At 72.4% G+C, this 16,939-nt stretch carries 14 protein-coding genes and 1 pseudogene; 9 read left to right on the top strand and 6 right to left on the bottom strand.

All coding sequences use genetic code 11. From position 1 onward, the window contains the following. Positions 1–36: 36 nt before the first annotated feature. The 3 genes from ACRAKI_RS18800 (at position 37) to ACRAKI_RS18810 (ending at position 4,623) form a co-directional block, all read left to right on the top strand. Positions 37–1,062 carry a LacI family DNA-binding transcriptional regulator gene (locus tag ACRAKI_RS18800; RefSeq protein ID WP_447001808.1) on the top strand — a complete coding sequence of 342 codons (1,026 nt, stop codon included), beginning with the start codon at positions 37–39 and terminating at the stop codon, positions 1,060–1,062. Then, positions 1,059–2,048 (top strand): winged helix DNA-binding domain-containing protein, encoded by a 990-nt coding sequence (locus ACRAKI_RS18805; protein WP_447001809.1) that lies wholly within the window; start codon positions 1,059–1,061, stop codon positions 2,046–2,048. The genes ACRAKI_RS18800 and ACRAKI_RS18805 overlap by 4 nt, the downstream gene beginning before the upstream one ends. Before the next feature lie 199 nt (positions 2,049–2,247). Continuing rightward, positions 2,248–4,623: a helix-turn-helix transcriptional regulator gene (locus ACRAKI_RS18810; protein WP_447001810.1), complete on the top strand. Its 2,376-nt coding sequence runs from the start codon at positions 2,248–2,250 to the stop codon at positions 4,621–4,623. A gap of 18 nt (positions 4,624–4,641) precedes the next feature. Here the strand turns inward: ACRAKI_RS18810 and ACRAKI_RS18815 are convergent, their stop codons facing one another. From ACRAKI_RS18815 to ACRAKI_RS18830, 4 genes are all read right to left on the bottom strand, one after another. Beyond that, positions 4,642–5,883, bottom strand: a complete 1,242-nt coding sequence (locus ACRAKI_RS18815) for a cytochrome P450 (protein WP_447001811.1) — start codon at positions 5,881–5,883, stop codon at positions 4,642–4,644. 585 nt (positions 5,884–6,468) lie between these two features. Next, complete coding sequence (locus ACRAKI_RS18820) at positions 6,469–6,960, bottom strand: SRPBCC family protein (RefSeq protein ID WP_447001812.1); 492 nt, start codon at positions 6,958–6,960, stop codon at positions 6,469–6,471. Between the two features lie 105 nt (positions 6,961–7,065). Beyond that, positions 7,066–7,710 (bottom strand): SRPBCC domain-containing protein, encoded by a 645-nt coding sequence (locus ACRAKI_RS18825; protein ID WP_447001813.1) that lies wholly within the window; start codon positions 7,708–7,710, stop codon positions 7,066–7,068. Next, positions 7,707–8,096 (bottom strand): ArsR/SmtB family transcription factor, encoded by a 390-nt coding sequence (locus ACRAKI_RS18830; RefSeq protein ID WP_447001814.1) that lies wholly within the window; start codon positions 8,094–8,096, stop codon positions 7,707–7,709. The genes ACRAKI_RS18825 and ACRAKI_RS18830 overlap by 4 nt, the downstream gene beginning before the upstream one ends. A 91-nt stretch (positions 8,097–8,187) precedes the next feature. Between ACRAKI_RS18830 and ACRAKI_RS18835 the strand changes: the two are divergent. Next, positions 8,188–8,619: pseudogene (locus ACRAKI_RS18835) on the top strand (helix-turn-helix domain-containing protein); the annotation flags it as partial. Beyond that, positions 8,604–8,897: a hypothetical protein gene (locus tag ACRAKI_RS18840; RefSeq protein ID WP_447001815.1), complete on the top strand. Its 294-nt coding sequence runs from the start codon at positions 8,604–8,606 to the stop codon at positions 8,895–8,897. The pseudogene ACRAKI_RS18835 and the gene ACRAKI_RS18840, both read left to right, overlap by 16 nt. Before the next feature lie 162 nt (positions 8,898–9,059). Here ACRAKI_RS18840 and ACRAKI_RS18845 read toward each other — a convergent pair whose 3' ends face one another. Further along, complete coding sequence (locus ACRAKI_RS18845) at positions 9,060–9,779, bottom strand: hypothetical protein (protein ID WP_447001816.1); 720 nt, start codon at positions 9,777–9,779, stop codon at positions 9,060–9,062. A gap of 382 nt (positions 9,780–10,161) precedes the next feature. Beyond that, positions 10,162–10,827: a hypothetical protein gene (locus tag ACRAKI_RS18850; protein ID WP_447001817.1), complete on the bottom strand. Its 666-nt coding sequence runs from the start codon at positions 10,825–10,827 to the stop codon at positions 10,162–10,164. A gap of 226 nt (positions 10,828–11,053) precedes the next feature. Between ACRAKI_RS18850 and ACRAKI_RS18855 the strand changes: the two genes are divergently transcribed. The 4 genes from ACRAKI_RS18855 (at position 11,054) to ACRAKI_RS18870 (ending at position 16,913) form a co-directional block, all read left to right on the top strand. Continuing rightward, positions 11,054–11,395, top strand: coding sequence for a hypothetical protein (locus tag ACRAKI_RS18855; protein WP_447001818.1), 342 nt, complete (start codon positions 11,054–11,056; stop codon positions 11,393–11,395). 26 nt (positions 11,396–11,421) lie between these two features. Then, the gene (locus ACRAKI_RS18860; RefSeq protein WP_447001819.1) at positions 11,422–11,631 is read left to right on the top strand and encodes a hypothetical protein; all 210 of its coding nucleotides are present in this window, start codon (positions 11,422–11,424) and stop codon (positions 11,629–11,631) included. Positions 11,632–11,811: 180 nt separating this feature from the next. After that, positions 11,812–15,648, top strand: a complete 3,837-nt coding sequence (locus ACRAKI_RS18865; RefSeq protein WP_447001820.1) for a Pls/PosA family non-ribosomal peptide synthetase — start codon at positions 11,812–11,814, stop codon at positions 15,646–15,648. After that, positions 15,645–16,913, top strand: coding sequence for a M1 family metallopeptidase (locus tag ACRAKI_RS18870; RefSeq protein ID WP_447001821.1), 1,269 nt, complete (start codon positions 15,645–15,647; stop codon positions 16,911–16,913). The genes ACRAKI_RS18865 and ACRAKI_RS18870 overlap by 4 nt, the downstream gene beginning before the upstream one ends. Positions 16,914–16,939 lie beyond the last annotated feature (26 nt).

Below are 16,939 nucleotides of genomic sequence, written 5' to 3' on the forward strand. Positions count from 1 at the left end.
GGGGTGCGTGCGTGACCGCGACGGAGAGGACCCGACATGGACGGCGTGACCGCCAGGTTGAGCGACATCGCCGCCCAGGCCGGTGTCAGCGAGGCGACCGTCAGCCGGGTGTTCAACGGCAAGGCGGGCGTCTCGGCGGCCACCCGGCAGGCGGTGGTCGCCGCGATGGACCTGCTCGGCTACGAACGCCCGCCCCGGCTGCGGCAGCGCAGTGCCGGGCTCATCGGGCTGATCACGCCCGAGCTGAGCAACCCGATCTTCCCCGCCTTGGCCCAGGTCGTGGAGCAGGTGCTGACCAGCGCGGGCTACACGCCACTGCTGTGCACGCAGACGCCGGGCGGCTCGACCGAGGACCAGCTGACCGAGATGCTGGTGGACCGGGGCGTGGCCGGGATCGTGTTCGTCTCCGGCCTGCACGCCGACTCCACCGCCGACACGGACCGCTACACCAAGCTCGCCGGTCGCGGCATCCCGTTCGTCATGATCAACGGGTACACGGAGAAGATCTCGGCGCCGTTCATGTCCACCGACGACCGGGCTGCCATGCGGCTCGCGGTGTCCCACCTGGTCGAACTGGGCCACGAACGCATCGGCCTGGCGGTCGGGCCGCGCCGGTTCGTGCCCGTGCTGCGCAAGATCGAGGGGTTCGTGCAGCACATGCGCACGGCCCTGCCGTACACCGCCGAACAGGCCGAAGGGCTCGTGCAGCACTCCCTGTTCACGGTCGAGGGCGGGCAGTCCGCGGCGACGGCGCTGCTGGACAAGGGCTGCACGGCGATCGTCTGCGGCAGTGACCTGATGGCGTTCGGCGCGATCCGGGCGGCACGGCACCGCGGGCTGAACGTGCCGCAGGACGTGTCGGTGGTCGGGTTCGACGACTCGCCGCTGATCGTGTTCGCCGACCCGCCGCTGACCACGCTGCGCCAGCCCGTGGAGGCGATGGGCCAGGCCGCCGTGAACGCGCTGCTGGAGGAGATCGGCGGCACACCGGCGCCGCACGCGGAGTTCGTCTTCATGCCCGAGCTCGTGGTCCGCGGCTCGACGGGCGCGGGGCCGAGGTGACCGCCGGTCGGGCGAGGGCGCTGCGCATGCGGGCGCAACGCCTGACGACACCGGCCCGCTCACTGCCGGAACTGCTGCGCGACGTGCTCGCCGTGCAGGCGCAGGACATCACGGCCGCGGGTCTCGCCGTGCGGGCCCGGACCACCGGCGTCACGCCCGCCGACCTCGGCGCCGCGCTGGACTCCGGTGACGTCGTGCGGACCTGCGCCATGCGCGGCGCGGTGCACCTGCTGCGCCGCGCGGACGTCGGCTGGCTGGTGGCGCTGCTCGGCCCGGTGAACGTCGCCCGCTCGCGTCGGCAGCGCCTGGGACTCGGGCTCACCGACGAGCTGTGCGCGCGGGCGTTGGCCGGCCTGCGGGAAGTGCTGACCGAACCGCTGACCAGGCCGCAGGTCGTCGCCCGGCTCGCCGAGGTCGGCGTGGTGCTCGACCCGACCACTACCGCCGCGGCCTACCTGCTCGCCTACGCCGCGAACAAGGGCGTGGTCTGCGCGGGCCGGTCGACCTACCGGCTGCTCCCCCACTCCGACGACACCGAGAAGGGCGCCGAACCGCACGGCATCCCGGAGTTGGCGCGCCGCTACCTGCGTGCCCACGGTCCCGCCACGGTCGAGGACTTCACCGCTTGGAGCGGGTTGCCCGCCGCCGACGTGCACGCCGCGTTCCCGTTCGACGAGCTGGTGGAGGGCAAGCACGGCTGGCAGCTGCCGACCACCGACGCCGCCGACCTCGACGGCACGGTCCGCCTGCTCGGCCCGTTCGACACGTTCCTGCTCGGCTACCAGGACCGCGACCTGCTGCTGGACCCCGCGCACGCGCCGCTGGTGCAGGGTGTCGGCGGCGCTCCGATCCCGCACGTCGTGGTGGACGGTCAGGTGCGCGGCACGTGGCGGCGGCGGGACGGGCGGATCGTGGTGGAGCAGTTCGGCCACATCCCGGTGTCCGAACTCGACGCCGAGGTGGAGTCGGTGCTGGCCTGGGCGTGACCCGGCCTCCACGGATCGGCCGCGCCGGCGGTGACCCCGCCGTCCTCCACGATCACGAGCAGGGCGGTCGGTCGTCGCGATCCCGCTCGCGTCCCGCGACTTTTGCGCAAAGTCGTGCAACCCCTTGCAAGCCGGTCACCGTTGCGCCGCTTCGGTGATCTCACGCCGCGTCGACGTGACGTGTCGGTACGGTGTCCGGATGACCGACCGGGCATCGGGAAGCGGTGTCGTGCCGCGTGCACTGAGTTCATTCGTCGGACGGAAGGAACTGCTCGCCGACCTGCGTCGGCGGATCGGCGTCGCACCGCTCATAACGCTCACCGGGGTGGGAGGTGCGGGCAAGACCCGGTTGGCGCTGGAACTGGCCGCGCAGGTGCACCGCCACCACGACGACGGCGTGCGCCTGGTCGAGCTCGCGTCCGCGCGCGGCGGCGACCCGGAGTTGCTGGCACAGGTCGTGGCGAGTGCGGTGGGCGTGCCGGACCAGGCCACCACGACGCCGTTGGAGACCCTGGTCGACTACCTCGAGTCGCGGCGGCTGCTGCTGGTGCTGGACAACTGCGAGCACCTGGTCGAACCGGTGGCGCACCTCGTGCGCGCGGTGCTCGGCGCGGCGCCCGGCGTGCGGATCCTCGCCACCAGCCGGGCCCGGCTCCGGGTGCCCGGCGAGGTGCTGGTCATGGTGCCGCCGCTGGACGTGCCCGCAGAGGGCTCGCCGCTCGACCTGAGCCACGAGTCGGTGGCGCTGCTGGTGGACCGGGCCGAGGCGAGCGTGCCGGGGTGGGGCGGCGTCACGCCGGAGAACTGGCCGGACGTGGTGCGCGTGCTGCGCAGGGTCGCGGGCATCCCGCTGGCCATCGAGCAGGCCGTGGTGCGGATGCGGTCGATGCCGGTGGCGCTGCTGGCCGACCGGCTGGACGACGTGATGCGCGTGCTCACCGCGAACGACACCACCGCGGTCGAGCACCACCAGACCATGGCCGCCCTGATCGGCTGGAGCCACGCCCACTGCACACCCGCCGAACGCCTGCTGTGGGCACGGCTGTCGGTGTTCGAGGGCGGGTGCACGCTGCCCGCGGCCGAGGCGGTGTGCGCGGGCGACGGGCTGGAAGCGGACGACGTGGCCGACACGCTGGCCGGGCTGGTGGACAAGTCGATCGCGCTGCCGTCCGCCGACCGCAGCCGCTACCACCTGCTGGAACCGCTGCGCCAGCACGGCGCGGCCCGGCTGCGGGACGCGGGAGAGGTGGAGGAGGTCCGGCTCCGCCACCAGGACTACTTCCGGCGTGACGCGGCACGGCTGGCCGAGTCGTTCGTCGGGCACAACGAGGCCGCGCTGCTGGCGGCGGTGGACGCCGACATGGCCAACCACCGGGTGGTGCTGGCCGACCTGATCGGCAACCCCGCCACCGCGTACGCCGGGCTCCAGATGAGCGTCGACCTGGCTCGCACCCGCTGGTACACCTACGCGGGCCGATTACCGGAAGAGCGGCTCTGGCTGGGGCGGGCGCTGGCCGCCGCGCCGGTCGCCGCCGACCCGTTGCGGGCCAGCGCCATCGCGCTCGACGCGTGGATCGCGCTGTGCCTGGGGGTCCAGCGGGACCTGGTCGCCCGGCGGGTGGAGGAAGCCGCCGAACTGGCCCGCCAGGTGGACGTGCCGTTGGCGGCGGTGACGTTCGTGCACGGGGCGTACACCGTGATGGCGAACGGCGACCTCGACGGCGTGGAGCGGTTGCGGCAGGCGCACCGGGAGTTCGGGGACCTGGGGCCGCCGTTCGCGGTGGACCACCACCTCGCGCACATCCTGCTCACCGTGTCGCTCGTGCTGCTCGGCACCCGGGAACAGGCCGAGCCGGCCGCGGCGGACTTCCTGGCCACGTGCGAACGCCTGGAGGCGGCGTGGGGGCTGAGCTGGGCGCACTGGTGCAACGGCGTGGTCGAGACCCGGTGGGGCGATCCGGAGCGCGCGCTCGACGTGCTGCGCGAAGGCTTGCGGATCCAGCGGGCGATCCGCGACAAGTGGGGGCCGCTGTGGACGATCGAGGCGTTGGGCTGGGCGTACGCGCGGGCCGGTGACGCCCGTGCCGCCGCCCGGATGCTGGGGCTGGCGCACCGGCTGCACCGCGTCACCGGCGTCCGGGTCGGCGGACTCGTGCCGTTCTCCCGGCTCGCCGAGCACACCGTGGCGCAGGCCAGGGCGGCGCTCGGCGACGACGAGTACGAACGGGCCTACGCGAGCCGGGCCGAGTCGGTGGACGAGGCGCTGGCGATCGTGCTCGACGAGGATGACGACGTCGTCGTCGAGCACGGCACGCCGGCGCCGGACCGCCGCCCGGCCGGGCTCACCCCGGCCGAGTGGAACGTGGCCCGGCTGGTGGGTGACGGCCTGTCCAACCCCGAGGTCGCCACCCGGCTGGTGATCTCGCCCGCGACCGTGCACACCCACCTGACCCGGATCTACCGCAAGCTCGACATCGCGAACCGCCACCAGCTCATCACCCTGCTGGCGAGCATGATCGAACGGCCACCGCCAGGGGCCGTCCGCCGCAGCTCGCCCAGTCGTGCCGACATGTGAGTTCCCGTCCTGTTCGCTCTACGCGTCCAGCGCCACGTGCACGGCGGCGAAGGTGTTGGGCACGACCTTGTCGCCGCGCTCCAACTCGGCCGGATCCACCGAAAGCCGGGCTCGCGGCGCGCGTTCGCGCAACGCCAGGAGCGCGGCACGCGTCTCGATCCGGGCCAGGTGGTGGCCGAGGCAGAAGTGCACGCCGTGCCCGAACGTCGCGTGGCCCAAGGCCGCGTTGCCGGTCGCGGACACCCGCGTCGGGTCGAAGCGGTTCGCGGTCGGCCCGTGCACCAGCGGGTCGCGGCCCGCCGTGCCCAGGCCGATCATCACCACCGTGCCCGCCGGGATGACGCCGCCGGGCACGTCGACGTCGGTGGTGGCGAGGTAGTGCGGGGTGACGCGGACGGGCGAGTCCCAGCGGGCCGCTTCCTCGACCGCGGCGGACACGGTGTCCTCGTTCAACGCCTCCCACGCGCCGGGCGTGGCGAGCAGGGCGGTGGCGGCGTTGCCGATCAGGCCGGTCGTCGTCTCGTGCCCCGCCACGACGAGCAGGATCGCGGTGGTCAGCAGTTCCTCGGCGGTCATCCGCTCGCCGTCGACCTGCGCCAGCGCCATCGCGCTGAGCAGCGCGTCGTCCGGCTGCGCGCGCTTGTGCTCGATCAGGCCGGCGAGGTAGCCGAACATGGCGTCGGAGGCGGGCACGACGAGCTCGGGCCGTTCGGTCATCATCGCCGTGGTCCACTCGTGCAACTGCTCGCGGTCCTCGACCGGCACGCCGAGCAGGTCGCAGATCACCGCCAGTGGCAGCGGGAACGCCAGGCCGCCGATCAGGTCGGCGTCCTGGGGCAGGGCGGCCACCAGTTCCCGGGCCGTCTGCTCCACCGCCGGGCGCAGCTGTTCGACGCGGCGCGACGTGAACGCCTGCGACACGAGCGCGCGCAGCTTGCGGTGGTGCGGCGGGTCGGTGTTGAGCATCGACGGGCCGATGATCCGGGACAGGTCGGTGGGCCTGCCCTTGCGCGCCAACTGGTCCTGCATCGCGGCGCGCAGCGACGCGGCGTCCTTGGCCATCCGGTCGTCGTTGAGCAGGGCCTTGGTCGCCTCCAGGCCCATCGTGGTGACCAGGACTTCCAGGCCGTTGGGCAGCTCGGCCGGGTGCGCGGGGGCGAGGCGGGCCAGCGCGTCCTCGTGCGCGTGGTGCTGCCATCCGCGCAGCGGACCGCCGACAAGGGCCTGTCGGTCCGGGGCGAACTCCGCGGTCAGCTGCACATCGTCTCCTCGAATGGTGCCTTTGCGGTGCCTACTTTCCTGTGCTCGACCCGCGTCGCGCATCAACCGGGATCCGTATTGGTGCTGAGGGCGTACGGAGACCGGTGTACGTCCGCGTATACGGATGCGCATACGGAGGTTTGGTGATGCGGACCGCAGGCACGTCCGGAACGCTCGAAGGAGTTCGGTCACCCGACCACCGAACACGCCGGACGAGTCAGGCGGGTTGCCCGCCGTCCGGCAGCCCGGGGGGCGGGAGGGGCCGCGCGCACGCGGCCCCTTTCCCCGTCCTGCCCCGGTCCTGGCGCGTGGCTATGTTGTCGGGATCTACAGCTTCCGCAGGGCTTGGCGGTGATGCGATGTGCGCGAGGCGTGCGTGCATCGCTAGCCATGACGTCAGGACCGCCTCGGCGGCTGGACAGTCAGGCGTTCCAGAGGCGTCCCGGTCCGGAGAGGGTCGTTCGCCAGGAAACCGAACGTGGGAACGCAAGTGCCCGATGATGATCACGGCCCGAGATCCCGTGATCGGGCGCGCCGAGCAGCGGCCGACCGCTGTCGGGGATCCTCGGTGCTGATCGCGATCGATCAGTTCTCCCCTTCGCGGACATCCCTCCCCTGTTCGGCGAACGCCTTGAAATCCTGCATGTGCTGCTGCGACTGCTTCCGGAAGGCACTGGGCATGAGCAGCCCCACCAGCCGCATCAACAGGCCGCTGAACCGGTACTCGCTCTCACTCTCCCAGAGCGTCGTCTCCGGAGTGGACTCGGTCAGCCGATCGCGCACGACGCTCCACATCCCCGCGCCGACGACCTCGCGGTCGAAGTGGACGACGACCCCCTCGGGGATCGCGTGCAGGTCTGCCGGATCCCGGCGCGTGATCGTCTCGGTGCACTCGATCTTCCGCTGCCCCGACTGCATCACGACCCGCGACTTGGTACCGAGCTGCCCGTGCATCCCACTGATCGGCTCGTGCAGCGCCAAGCCCCTCAGCCACTTCGGCAGGTGTGCCGGGTCGGCGAGCAGCTGGGCCACCCGCTCCCGCGGCAGGGCGATCTCGATCGAGTTGGTGTGCTTCATCGCGCGCATTCCTTCCAGGTGTGGAACGACATGCTGTCGTGCTGCTCGGCCTGCTCCTCGACGGAGAGGTCCGACATTGCCGGCCGGTCCACCGCAGTGGGGATGTCAGGTCGGGTCGGGTGCGTAGAACCTGGTGGTGGCCTCGACTGCGGCCGCGACGTGCTCCGGTTCGCCACCGGCGGCCAGGTGGGCCTTGCCCCATGCCGCGGCGCTGCGCCGGATGAACTCGCGTCCTTCGGGCGACTTCGCGACCCCCTCGTGGTCGGCGGCCCCGGCACCGGCCAACAGCCGGGCCAGGGCGAGGAGAGCCAGGTCCCAGCCAACGCCGCCGGCACCGGGGCCGTAGGTCGGGAAGAGGGGCTCCTCGACGACCGCTGCGTGGACCAGTTCGAACTCGGTGTCGCCGGTCGGGCCCGGCGCCAGGCGCACTTCCACCTCGCTCGTGCCGGGCCAGGCGTCGGCGTCCGGCCCGTAGAGCCAGGACACCTTGAGCAGACGCGGCGGCTCGCACCGGAGGATCTCGCCGTGCTCACCGCCGTCCAACTCGAACTTCCCGCCAGGGCGCAGGTCCCCGGTGACCGGTTTCAACCAGCGACGCAGCCGCTCGGGGCTGGTGACGGCGTCCCAGACGTCCTCGATGTGCGCTTCGTAGCGACGCCGCACCTCGACGGTGTACGCGTCACCGGCGGGCACGCTGCCCTTGCCCATCGCCCGGTGCGCGGCGGCCAGTTCGTCCAATACGTCTTTCATGTCATGTCCCCTTCGCCGACGGATCGCTCTTTGTCCGCATCGATGCCGGACTCGTTCGGTGTCCGAGCTGCACGCCTGCCCCGGGCCAGCTCGGTCTCCAGGGCGTCGAGGCGTTGTTCCCAGAACCGGCGAAACCGGTCCAACCACGCGTCGACCTCGCTCAGCGGCGCGGGCTCGATGGCGTAGAACCGGCGAGCGCCCTCAGCCCGCACGGACGCGAACCCGCTGTCACGCAGCACGCGCAGATGCTGTGAGACAGCCGGCTGCGAGAGCCCGAACTCGGACCGGATCACGTCCGTGATCGCGCCAGAGGTCTGCTCACCGTCGGCGAGCAGCTCCAGGATGCGCCGGCGCACCGGGTCGCCAAGGATGTCGAACGCGTGCACGAACGAGGATCATACCAGCCCCCACTTATATAAGTCAGCTCTGGCATCCTGACGCCGCGATCGGCTTGAGGTTCGTCGTGGTCACAGGCTCGGAGCCGCGCGACTGAGCCAGGGTTGGACCCAGGCAGCGGCCGGCGACAAGGCCGGGTTCTCCGCCTCCGCCATCTCCCGCATCGAGCGCGGCCAGGCCGCCGACGTCGACGGCCTGGCCGGCGCCCACCGACTCGGCGACACCGGCCGCGCCGAGCACTACGCGACGATCGCGTCCTGCATGAACTGGCCACCCCGCACTGGCCAAGATCGACAACCATCCGTCCAGCCGCCTCACCGCACACCGTGCGATGACTACGCCCGGCTGACCGGCTCCCCCGAGGCGGTGGCGCTGGCGTCACGGGCGTTGAGCATCGTGCTGCGCCACGATGGCCGCCCGCACCTCGCGCAACGGATCAACATGGCCGCGATCACCGACCTGGAGGCCACCGGCCTGAGCAGCCGACGCAGCGCACGGTGTACGTGCAGATGATGTGCAGCACCGCCTACGCCGCCACGCAGGCCGGAAACAGGGCGGCGGCGTTGCAGTGGGCCGGCGAGGCCGACCGCGCACTGCGCGGCCTTCCGGAGACCCGAGGCCGGGCGGCCAACCCCGTCAACGCCACCGTGCTCACCCCGACGCAGGTCCAGCTCTACAAGGTGGACATGTTGTGGGCACTCGGGGACTCGGCGGCAGCCCTGCACGCCGCACGCGGAGTGACACCAGCCCAGTTCGCCACGGCCGTCCGGACCAGGCCGGTCAGGCCCTGATCGCCGCCCACCGGCAAGCCCCGCCGAAGTCACCGACCGACCCGCCATCCGCCGCATCGCCACCACCCTGGTCGACCGCCATGCCCGGACCGCCCAGGCGCACGGACTCCACACGATCCTGCGCGCCCACGAACTGGCCTGACCCGGCAGAGCACAAGGGCGTCAGGGAGCCACGAGCACGTCGACCAGGTCCTGCCCGACCGTGTACACGGTCGGGAAGTCCAGCGGGCTGCCCTTCCGGTGGTGTTCGACGCTGCTCAACCGCACCAGCTTCTGCCCCTGGGCCATGAACGCGGCGCAGTCCCAGACGACCTCGACGTCGGGGGCCAGGTGCTCGTCGACCGTCTCGGTGTAGTCGATCGCGCCCCGGCGCACGCAGTAGGCGAAACGGTCGTCGACGAAGGGCTTGGTCGAGGGGAAGCCGTCGGTGCGGTAGACCTGCCGATTCAGCCACGGAATCGGGTCCTGCTGATTCGGGTAGCACTTGCTGACCGCTCGGGCCTGTTTGACCGCCTCCCGGGCGGTGATCCCCTCGTAGACCGCGCTGTAGAGGCTGTAGGGCATCGTCGTGCCGTCCGGGGCTGTCCACTGCCACCGCTGGGTCCGCCCCGCGATCGCGGGCGTCGCCGCCGCCAGCTCCGGCACCGCCGCCGGATCCGGGCACGACACCAGCGGCTGCACCCCGAGCTCGGGCGCACCGACCGGCGTCAGTCCCGCCGCGGTCGTCACCGCTTCCGGCAACGCCAGCTTCCCCACCGCGGCCATCGCGACCGCCACCCGGTCCTCCGTCGGCGCCGGCGGAGAATCCGCCTGCGCCGAACACCCCGCCACCAGCACGACGGCACACGCCACCGTCACCACACCACGCACGACAACCCCCACCGTCACCACAGATTCGGCCCCGGACTGTACGCAACCGCACTCCCCCACCGCACCGGAACCAGAGATCCCTCAGGACCACCACGACGTCGACAACGATGGGATGGCCGACGCACACGACCTGTGCCGACCATTTCGCCTGCACGGTGTTCACGGCCTGGCTGCTCATGGCGACACCGACGCCCAGGTGCCTGTCGTCCACGTTCCTGCGCACGGAACCCGCGCCGTCGCCCTTCCTCGACACCGCCGTCGAAACCCTTCCCTGGCCCTCAACGTGATGGACCACGGTCAGCCCCAGGAGCACGTCCGACACCGCCCACGAGCAACCGAACCGACGCCGGCCGGAGTTCCTACCCGAGCAACCGGCCTGGGCGGTCAGTCCTTATCAGACGGGCAGGACTTCCAGCGCGCCAGGACCGGCGACGCGTCGAACCCCCTCGGTCAGGCACTGGAGCGGGTTGATGGTCAGACGGGCGCTGATGAGCACCAACGTGCGACCGGCGAAGTCACCCGAGTTGATGGTGGCCACCACGATCCCGACGTTCTCGCCGAGAGGTCGCTGGCTCAGCGTGATACCCCCGGTGAAGTGCGACGTGCCCGTGTGGTGGCCGTCCTCGTCCTCCCACTTCACGGTGCCCGTCGCGTTTGTGATCGGGGCGTTGACGGTGCAACTGACCAAGCCGGACGCGCTCGCGGTGTAGTCGCCGAAGGCGTGGTCGGGGTCGATGACCTGGTTCACACAGGGACCGAACCTCCCGTGCACGCTGACCGTGTTGAGGCGCGGCAGCACCGTCAGCCCGGGGTCGATGGTCTGCTCGACCTGGCCAGGGCAGACGACCAGGGGCGTGTCGTCCTGGGCGTGGGCGGCCTGCGCGGTGCCCGTGACCGTTGCGCACACCAGCGCGCAACCCGTCAGGAACGCCGCCAGTCGGCGGCCGGGGACGAGGGCTGAAGATTTGGCCGCGGCGAGCGCGGCCGGACGCGTGCGATCCATGAGCAGCGTTTCCGTTCCGCCGCCGAACGCCGCAGTGGTGCTGCCGGGAATCCCCACCGCGACATCCTCGGCTTCCTCGTGGGTGAGCGTTCGTCGTAGCGGCCCGATCGAGCTGCGGTTCCGTGATCGGCCGTCCGATGAGCGCTCGGGGTGGTCACGGTACCCAGATCAGGCCCTGGCCCTGAAAGGACTTCATACGATCAGCCCACCCCACCTCCCTCCATCGGACCAGTTCGGCGTGGTCGAAACCCGCCATGTGCGGAGTGCAGTTTGGTCGGAGATCATGAAGTACGGGGCGAGGGCACGTGGCTGGCCGGTGCCGTCACGCGCCGAGTACGACGAGTGGACGCGGGGCGCGCGGTCCATCTTCGCCGGCAATCCCGAGGAGGTCGCCGAACGGCTCACCTCGGTGGGCGGGATGGTGGACGTGGACCGGTACGCGATGCAGATGGACTGGTCCGGTGTGCCGCACCGGCTCGTGATGGAGGCGACGGACTGGAGTTCGCCCGGCAGGGCGCCATCACCCTGGTCGGAGCCCTGTCCAACTACGCGTCCATCGCCGCCCGAGCGGGCATCTCGCGTCTGTACGGACGCCTTGGCGCGGAACGGGCGCAGTGGGCCGTGAGGTGCCTGGACGCGCACCAGGAACTGATGACCGAAACCGACGTGGACGAGCACGACGAGGTGCGCGAAGAACTCGCCGCGGACTGGTGGACCAGCCTGGCCGGCCTGATCGAGGACCACCCGGACGCCGAGCACGACCTCCGTCGGCTGCTGGACGAGATCCGGGCGTCCCTGCCCGAAGCGCAACGGGTCTGGGTCCGGCACACCATCGTCGGGAACGGCCATGACGCTGTGTGACACCACACACTTGCCGTCGCGTCAACACGAGAATCCCGTGAACACCGGGTAAAGTCGCACGTCGGCGGTTTCGTGGCTGCGACCGCCGAGGCTGCTTGGCCGGTTCCCACCGGGTGCGGAGCAGCGATCCGACCCCTCGGAGGACTACACAGTGCGTTCGCGTCCCACCGGTGTCCGCCGGTGACCATCGCCCCCGACACCACCTTCCCCACGCTGATCGACGCGCCGGCGCTGTTCCGCGCCGGCGCCGCCGCGCCCGAGCGCACGCTGATCGACGTCCTGGCCGACACGGCGCGCCGGCACCCTCACGCCCCCGCGCTGGACGACGGCGCCACTTCCCTGACCTACCGCGAACTCCTGGACGAGGTCGCCGCGCGGAGCCGGGTGCTGGCGGCGTCCGGCGTGGGCGTCGGCGACCGGGTCGGCATCCGCGTCCCCTCCGGCACGGTCGACCTGTACCTGGCGGTGCTGTCGGTCCTCGCGGCCGGCGCGGCGTACGTGCCGGTGGACGCCGACGATCCCGACGAGCGCGCCGAACTCGTGTTCGCCGAAGCCGGCGTGTGCGCCGTGGTCGGCGAGACGCTGGACATGCGCGGCACGCCGATGGGGCTGCCGGGCGAGCCCGGTCCGGACAACGACGCGTGGATCATCTTCACGTCCGGCTCGACCGGCAAGCCCAAGGGTGTCGCCGTCTCGCACCGGTCCGCCGCCGCGTTCGTGGACGCCGAGGCCCGGCTGTTCCTGCCGGACGACCCGATCGGCCCGGACGACCGCGTGCTCGCCGGCCTGTCGGTGGCGTTCGACGCCTCGTGCGAGGAGATGTGGCTCGCCTGGCGCAACGGCGCCTGCCTGGTGCCCGCGCCGCGCGCGTTGGTGCGCACCGGTTTCGACCTCGGCCCGTGGCTGGTCGAGCGCGAGGTGACGGTGGTGTCCACCGTGCCGACGCTGGCCGCGCTGTGGCCGGTGGACGCGCTGGACGACGTCCGGCTGCTGATCTTCGGCGGTGAGGCGTGCCCGCCCGAGCTGGCCGAGCGGCTGGCCGTGGACGGCCGCGAGGTGTGGAACACGTACGGCCCGACCGAGGCCACCGTGGTGGCGTGCGCGGCCCGGTTGACCGGTGACGGTCCCGTGCGCATCGGCCTGCCGCTGGACGGTTGGGAGCTGGCCGTGGTCGACGCCACGGGCACTCCGGTGCCGATGGGCGGTTCCGGTGAGCTGGTGATCGGCGGCGTCGGCCTGGCCCGCTACCTCGACCCGGCCAAGGACGCGGAGAAGTTCGGGCCGCTGCCCGGCTTGGCCTCGTACGGGCCGGGCTGGGACCGCGCCTACCGCAGTGGCGACCTGGTCCGCGCCGAACCCGAGGGCCTGCTGTTCCTCGGCCGCGCGGACGAACAGGTCAAGCTCGGTGGACGGCGGATCGAGCTGGGCGAGGTGGACGCGGCGTTGCAGGCGCTGCCGACCGTCGCGGGCGCCGCCGCAGCGGTGCGCACCACCAAGGGCGGCAACCAGGTCCTGGTCGGGTACGTCGTCGCGGCCCGGGATTCCGATGAGGCGGAGGACTTCGACCACGCCGACGCGTTGGCCCGGCTGCGGACCGCCCTGCCCGCCGCCCTCGTGCCGCTGCTCGCCGTGGTGGACACGCTGCCCACCCGCACGTCCGGCAAGGTGGACCGGGCCGCGCTGCCGTGGCCGCTGCCGTCGTTGGACGTCGGCCTGCCCGAGGCCGCCCTCACCGGCACCGAGGCGTGGCTGGCCGAGCAGTGGACCGAGCTGCTGGGCGCCCGGATCACGAGTCCCGACGCGGACTTCTTCGCCCACGGCGGCGGCAGCCTCGCCGCGGCGCAGCTGGTCTCCACGATCCGGACCCGCCACTCCGGCGGTTCGGTCAACGACATCTACCAGCACCCGACGCTGCGGGACCTGGCCGCGCGGTTGGACGAGCTGAGCGGCCACCGCGCCGCCACCCGCGAGGTCGTGCCGACGCCGCGGCGAACCGGCGTGATCCAATCGTTGCTGCTGGTCCCCCTCATGAGCCTGGTCGGCCTGCGCTGGTCGGTGGCGCTGGCGGCGATCGGGAACCTCGTCGGCTTCACCACGCCGGTCTCGTGGTGGTGGATCGCCGCCGGGTGGCTGCTGTTCGTCAGCCCGCCCGGCAAGGTGGCCATCGCGGCGGGTGGTGCGCGGCTGCTGCTGCGCGGCCTGCGTCCCGGCACGTACCCGCGCGGCGGGGGTGTGCACCTGCGGCTGTGGACGGCCGAACGGCTGGCCGAGTTCAGCGGCGCGACGAGCCTCGCCGGGTCGTGGCTCACGCACTACGCCCGCGCGTTGGGCGCGAAGATCGGCCCGGACGTCGACCTGCACTCGACGCCGCCGGTGACCGGGATGCTCAAGCTCGGCAAGGGCAGCGCGATCGAGCCCGAGGTGGACCTGACCGGGCACTGGGTGGACGGCGACCGGCTGCACGTCGGCCGCATCCGGGTCGGCGCGGGCGCGGTGGTCGGCGCGCGCAGCACCCTGTTCCCCGGCGCGCGGGTCGCCAAGCGGGCCGAGGTCGCGCCCGGTTCCGGGGTGACCGGTTCGGTGCCGACCGGGCAGCGGTGGGCCGGTGTGCCCGCGGCGCGTGCCGGCAAGGCCGGTCGTCCCGGTCCGCGCCCGCCGCGGTCGCAGTGGTGGAAGCTGGTCTACGCGCTGACGACGTCCGCGCTGGGGCTGCTGCCGGTGGTCGCGGCCGTGCCCGCGGTGCTGCTCGTGGTGCGCGAGCCGTTGACGCTCGGGTCGGCGCTGCTCTCGGTGCCGTTGGCGACGGTGGCGTGGCTGGGTTCGTACGCGCTGCTGGTCCTGGTGTCCGTGCGGCTGCTCGGCGTCGGACTGCGGGCCGGGACGTACCCGGTGCACAGCCGGATCGCCTGGCAGGCGTGGACCACGGAACGGCTGATGAACATGGCGCGGGTCGCGCTCTTCCCGCTGTACGCGAGCCTGTTCACGCCGGTGTGGCTGCGTGCGCTGGGGATGAAGGTCGGCCGTCGGGTCGAGGCGTCGACCGTGCTCGCGCTGCCGAAGATGACCACGATCGGCGACGGCGCCTTCCTCGCCGACGACACCATGGTCGCCTCCTACGAGCTGGGCGGTGGCTGGCTGCGCATCGCCGCCGCGCGGGTCGGCAAGCGCGCGTTCCTGGGCAACTCGGGGATGACCGCGCCGGGCCGCTCGGTGCCCAACCGCGGTCTGGTGGGCGTGCTGTCGGCGACGCCGAAGCGGGCCAAGGCGGGCAGCTCGTACCTGGGCATGCCGCCGATGAAGCTGCCGCGCGCGGCCGAGCAGGGTGACCAGAGCCGCACGTTCGACCCGCCGCGGCGGCTGGTCGTCGCGCGGGCGCTGGTCGAGCTGTGCCGGGTCGTGCCGGTGATGTGCCACGTCGCGCTGGTCGTGGGTGTGGTGTTCGCGCTGCGTGCCGTGATGTCCCTGTGGGCGTGGCCGTTGTTGGCCGGGCTGGTGCTGCTCGCGGCCGGTGTGGCGGCGTGCGCGGTGGCGGCGGTGGCGAAGTGGCTGCTGGTCGGCCGGTTCCGGGCCCGCGAGCACCCGCTGTGGAGCGGTTTCGTCTGGCGCAACGAGCTGGCGGACACGTTCGTCGAGGTGCTGGCGGTGCCGTGGCTGGTCGGGTCGGCGGGCGGGTCGCCGGTGATGGCGCTGTGGCTGCGGTCGCTCGGCGCGCGGATCGGGCGCGGCACGTGGATCGAGTCGCACTGGTTCCCCGAGTCGGACCTGGTGCGGCTGGGCGACGGCGCGACCGTGAACCGGGGGTGCGTTGTGCAGACCCACCTGTTCCATGATCGGATCCTGCGCATGGACCAGGTGGAGTTGGCGGACGGCGCCACGCTCGGCCCGCACGGGATCGTGCTGCCGGGTGCGACGGTCGGCGCGCACGCGACGGTGGGACCGGCGTCGTTGGTGATGCGCGGCGAGCACGTGCCGGCGGGCACGCGCTGGCTGGGCAACCCGATCTCCGCCTGGCGATGACCGGGTACCTCCCCGATCACGGCGACGGCGGCTACCGGGTCACGCATTACGACCTCGACTTGGACTACAAGCCGCACACGGGGCGGCTGGGCGGGCGGGTGACGCTGTCCGCCGTCGCGCCGTCGCCGTTGACGCGGGTCGTGCTGGATTTCGGCCCGCTGCCGGTGAGCCGCGTGCTGGTGGACGGCAAACCGGCCAGGCACGTGCACGGCGGCGGCAAGCTGCGGATCCGCCCGGCGGGTCCGGTGAACGGGCCGTTCACCGTGGAGGTCCGGTACTCGGGTGTCGCGCGGCCGATCCGCACCCGGCACTGGGGCGAGTTGGGGTGGGACCAGCTCGCGGACGGCGCGCTGGTGGCGAGCCAGCCGGTCGGCGCGTCGTCCTGGTTCCCGTGCAACGACCTCGTGCGGGACAAGGCGACGTACCGGATCTCGGTCACCGCGCCGTCGCCGTACACGGTGCTGGCGAACGGGGTGCAGGTCGAGCGGCGCACCGGGGGCAGCAGCACGACGTGGGTCTACGAGCAGGCCGAGCCGATGGCGGCGTACCTGGCGTCCGTGCAGATCGGTCTGTACGGGCGGCTGCCGTTGGGTGGCGGTCAGGACGTGGCCGCGCCCGCCCGGCTGCTGCGGGCCGTCCGGTACGACTTCGCCCGCCAGCCGCGGATGATGGCCGTGTTCGAGGAGCTGTTCGGGCCCTACCCGTTCCAGGCCTACCAGGTCGTGGTGACCGACGACGAGCTGGAGGTGCCGGTCGAGGCGCAGGGCATGTCGGTGTTCGGCGCCAACCACGTGGACGGGCGGCGCGGGCACGAACGGCTGATCGCGCACGAGCTGGCGCACCAGTGGTTCGGCAACAGCGTCGGCCTGGCCGACTGGCGGGACATCTGGCTCAACGAGGGTTTCGCCTGCTACGCGGAGTGGCTGTGGTCGGAACGCTCCGGCGGCCCCACGGCCGCCGTCCTCGCCGAACGGGCCCGCGCCCGGCTGATCCGAGCACCGCAGGACCTCAGGATCGGCGACCCCGGCGTGGCGAACCTGTTCGACGACCGGGTCTACAAGCGGGGCGCGCTCACGCTGCACGGCCTGCGGACCCGCCAGGGCGACGTCGACTTCTTCGCCACGCTCCGCGAGTGGACCGACAGGCACCGGCACGGCACCGCGACGACCGGCGACTTCATGGCGCTGGCCCAGCGCCACACCGCCTACCCGCTGAGCCTGTTCTTCCGGTCCTGGCTGGAGGAGGCCCGTCTCCCGGCGCTGTGACCCACGGCACGCAGCACTCCAGGGCC

It is taken from the genome of Saccharothrix isguenensis, from assembly GCF_052936305.1.

Bases quoted from the DNA above. Each gene is read 5' to 3' on its own strand.
- ACRAKI_RS18855 (WP_447001818.1), top strand. From the start codon at position 11,054: ATGAAGTACGGGGCGAGGGCACGTGGCTGGCCGGTGCCGTCACGCGCC.
- ACRAKI_RS18820 (WP_447001812.1), bottom strand. From the start codon at position 6,960: ATGAAGCACACCAACTCGATCGAGATCGCCCTGCCGCGGGAGCGGGTG.
- ACRAKI_RS18860 (WP_447001819.1), top strand. From the start codon at position 11,422: ATGACCGAAACCGACGTGGACGAGCACGACGAGGTGCGCGAAGAACTC.
- ACRAKI_RS18870 (WP_447001821.1), top strand. From the start codon at position 15,645: ATGACCGGGTACCTCCCCGATCACGGCGACGGCGGCTACCGGGTCACG.
- ACRAKI_RS18810 (WP_447001810.1), top strand. From the start codon at position 2,248: ATGACCGACCGGGCATCGGGAAGCGGTGTCGTGCCGCGTGCACTGAGT.
- ACRAKI_RS18825 (WP_447001813.1), bottom strand. From the start codon at position 7,710: ATGAAAGACGTATTGGACGAACTGGCCGCCGCGCACCGGGCGATGGGC.
- ACRAKI_RS18800 (WP_447001808.1), top strand. From the start codon at position 37: ATGGACGGCGTGACCGCCAGGTTGAGCGACATCGCCGCCCAGGCCGGT.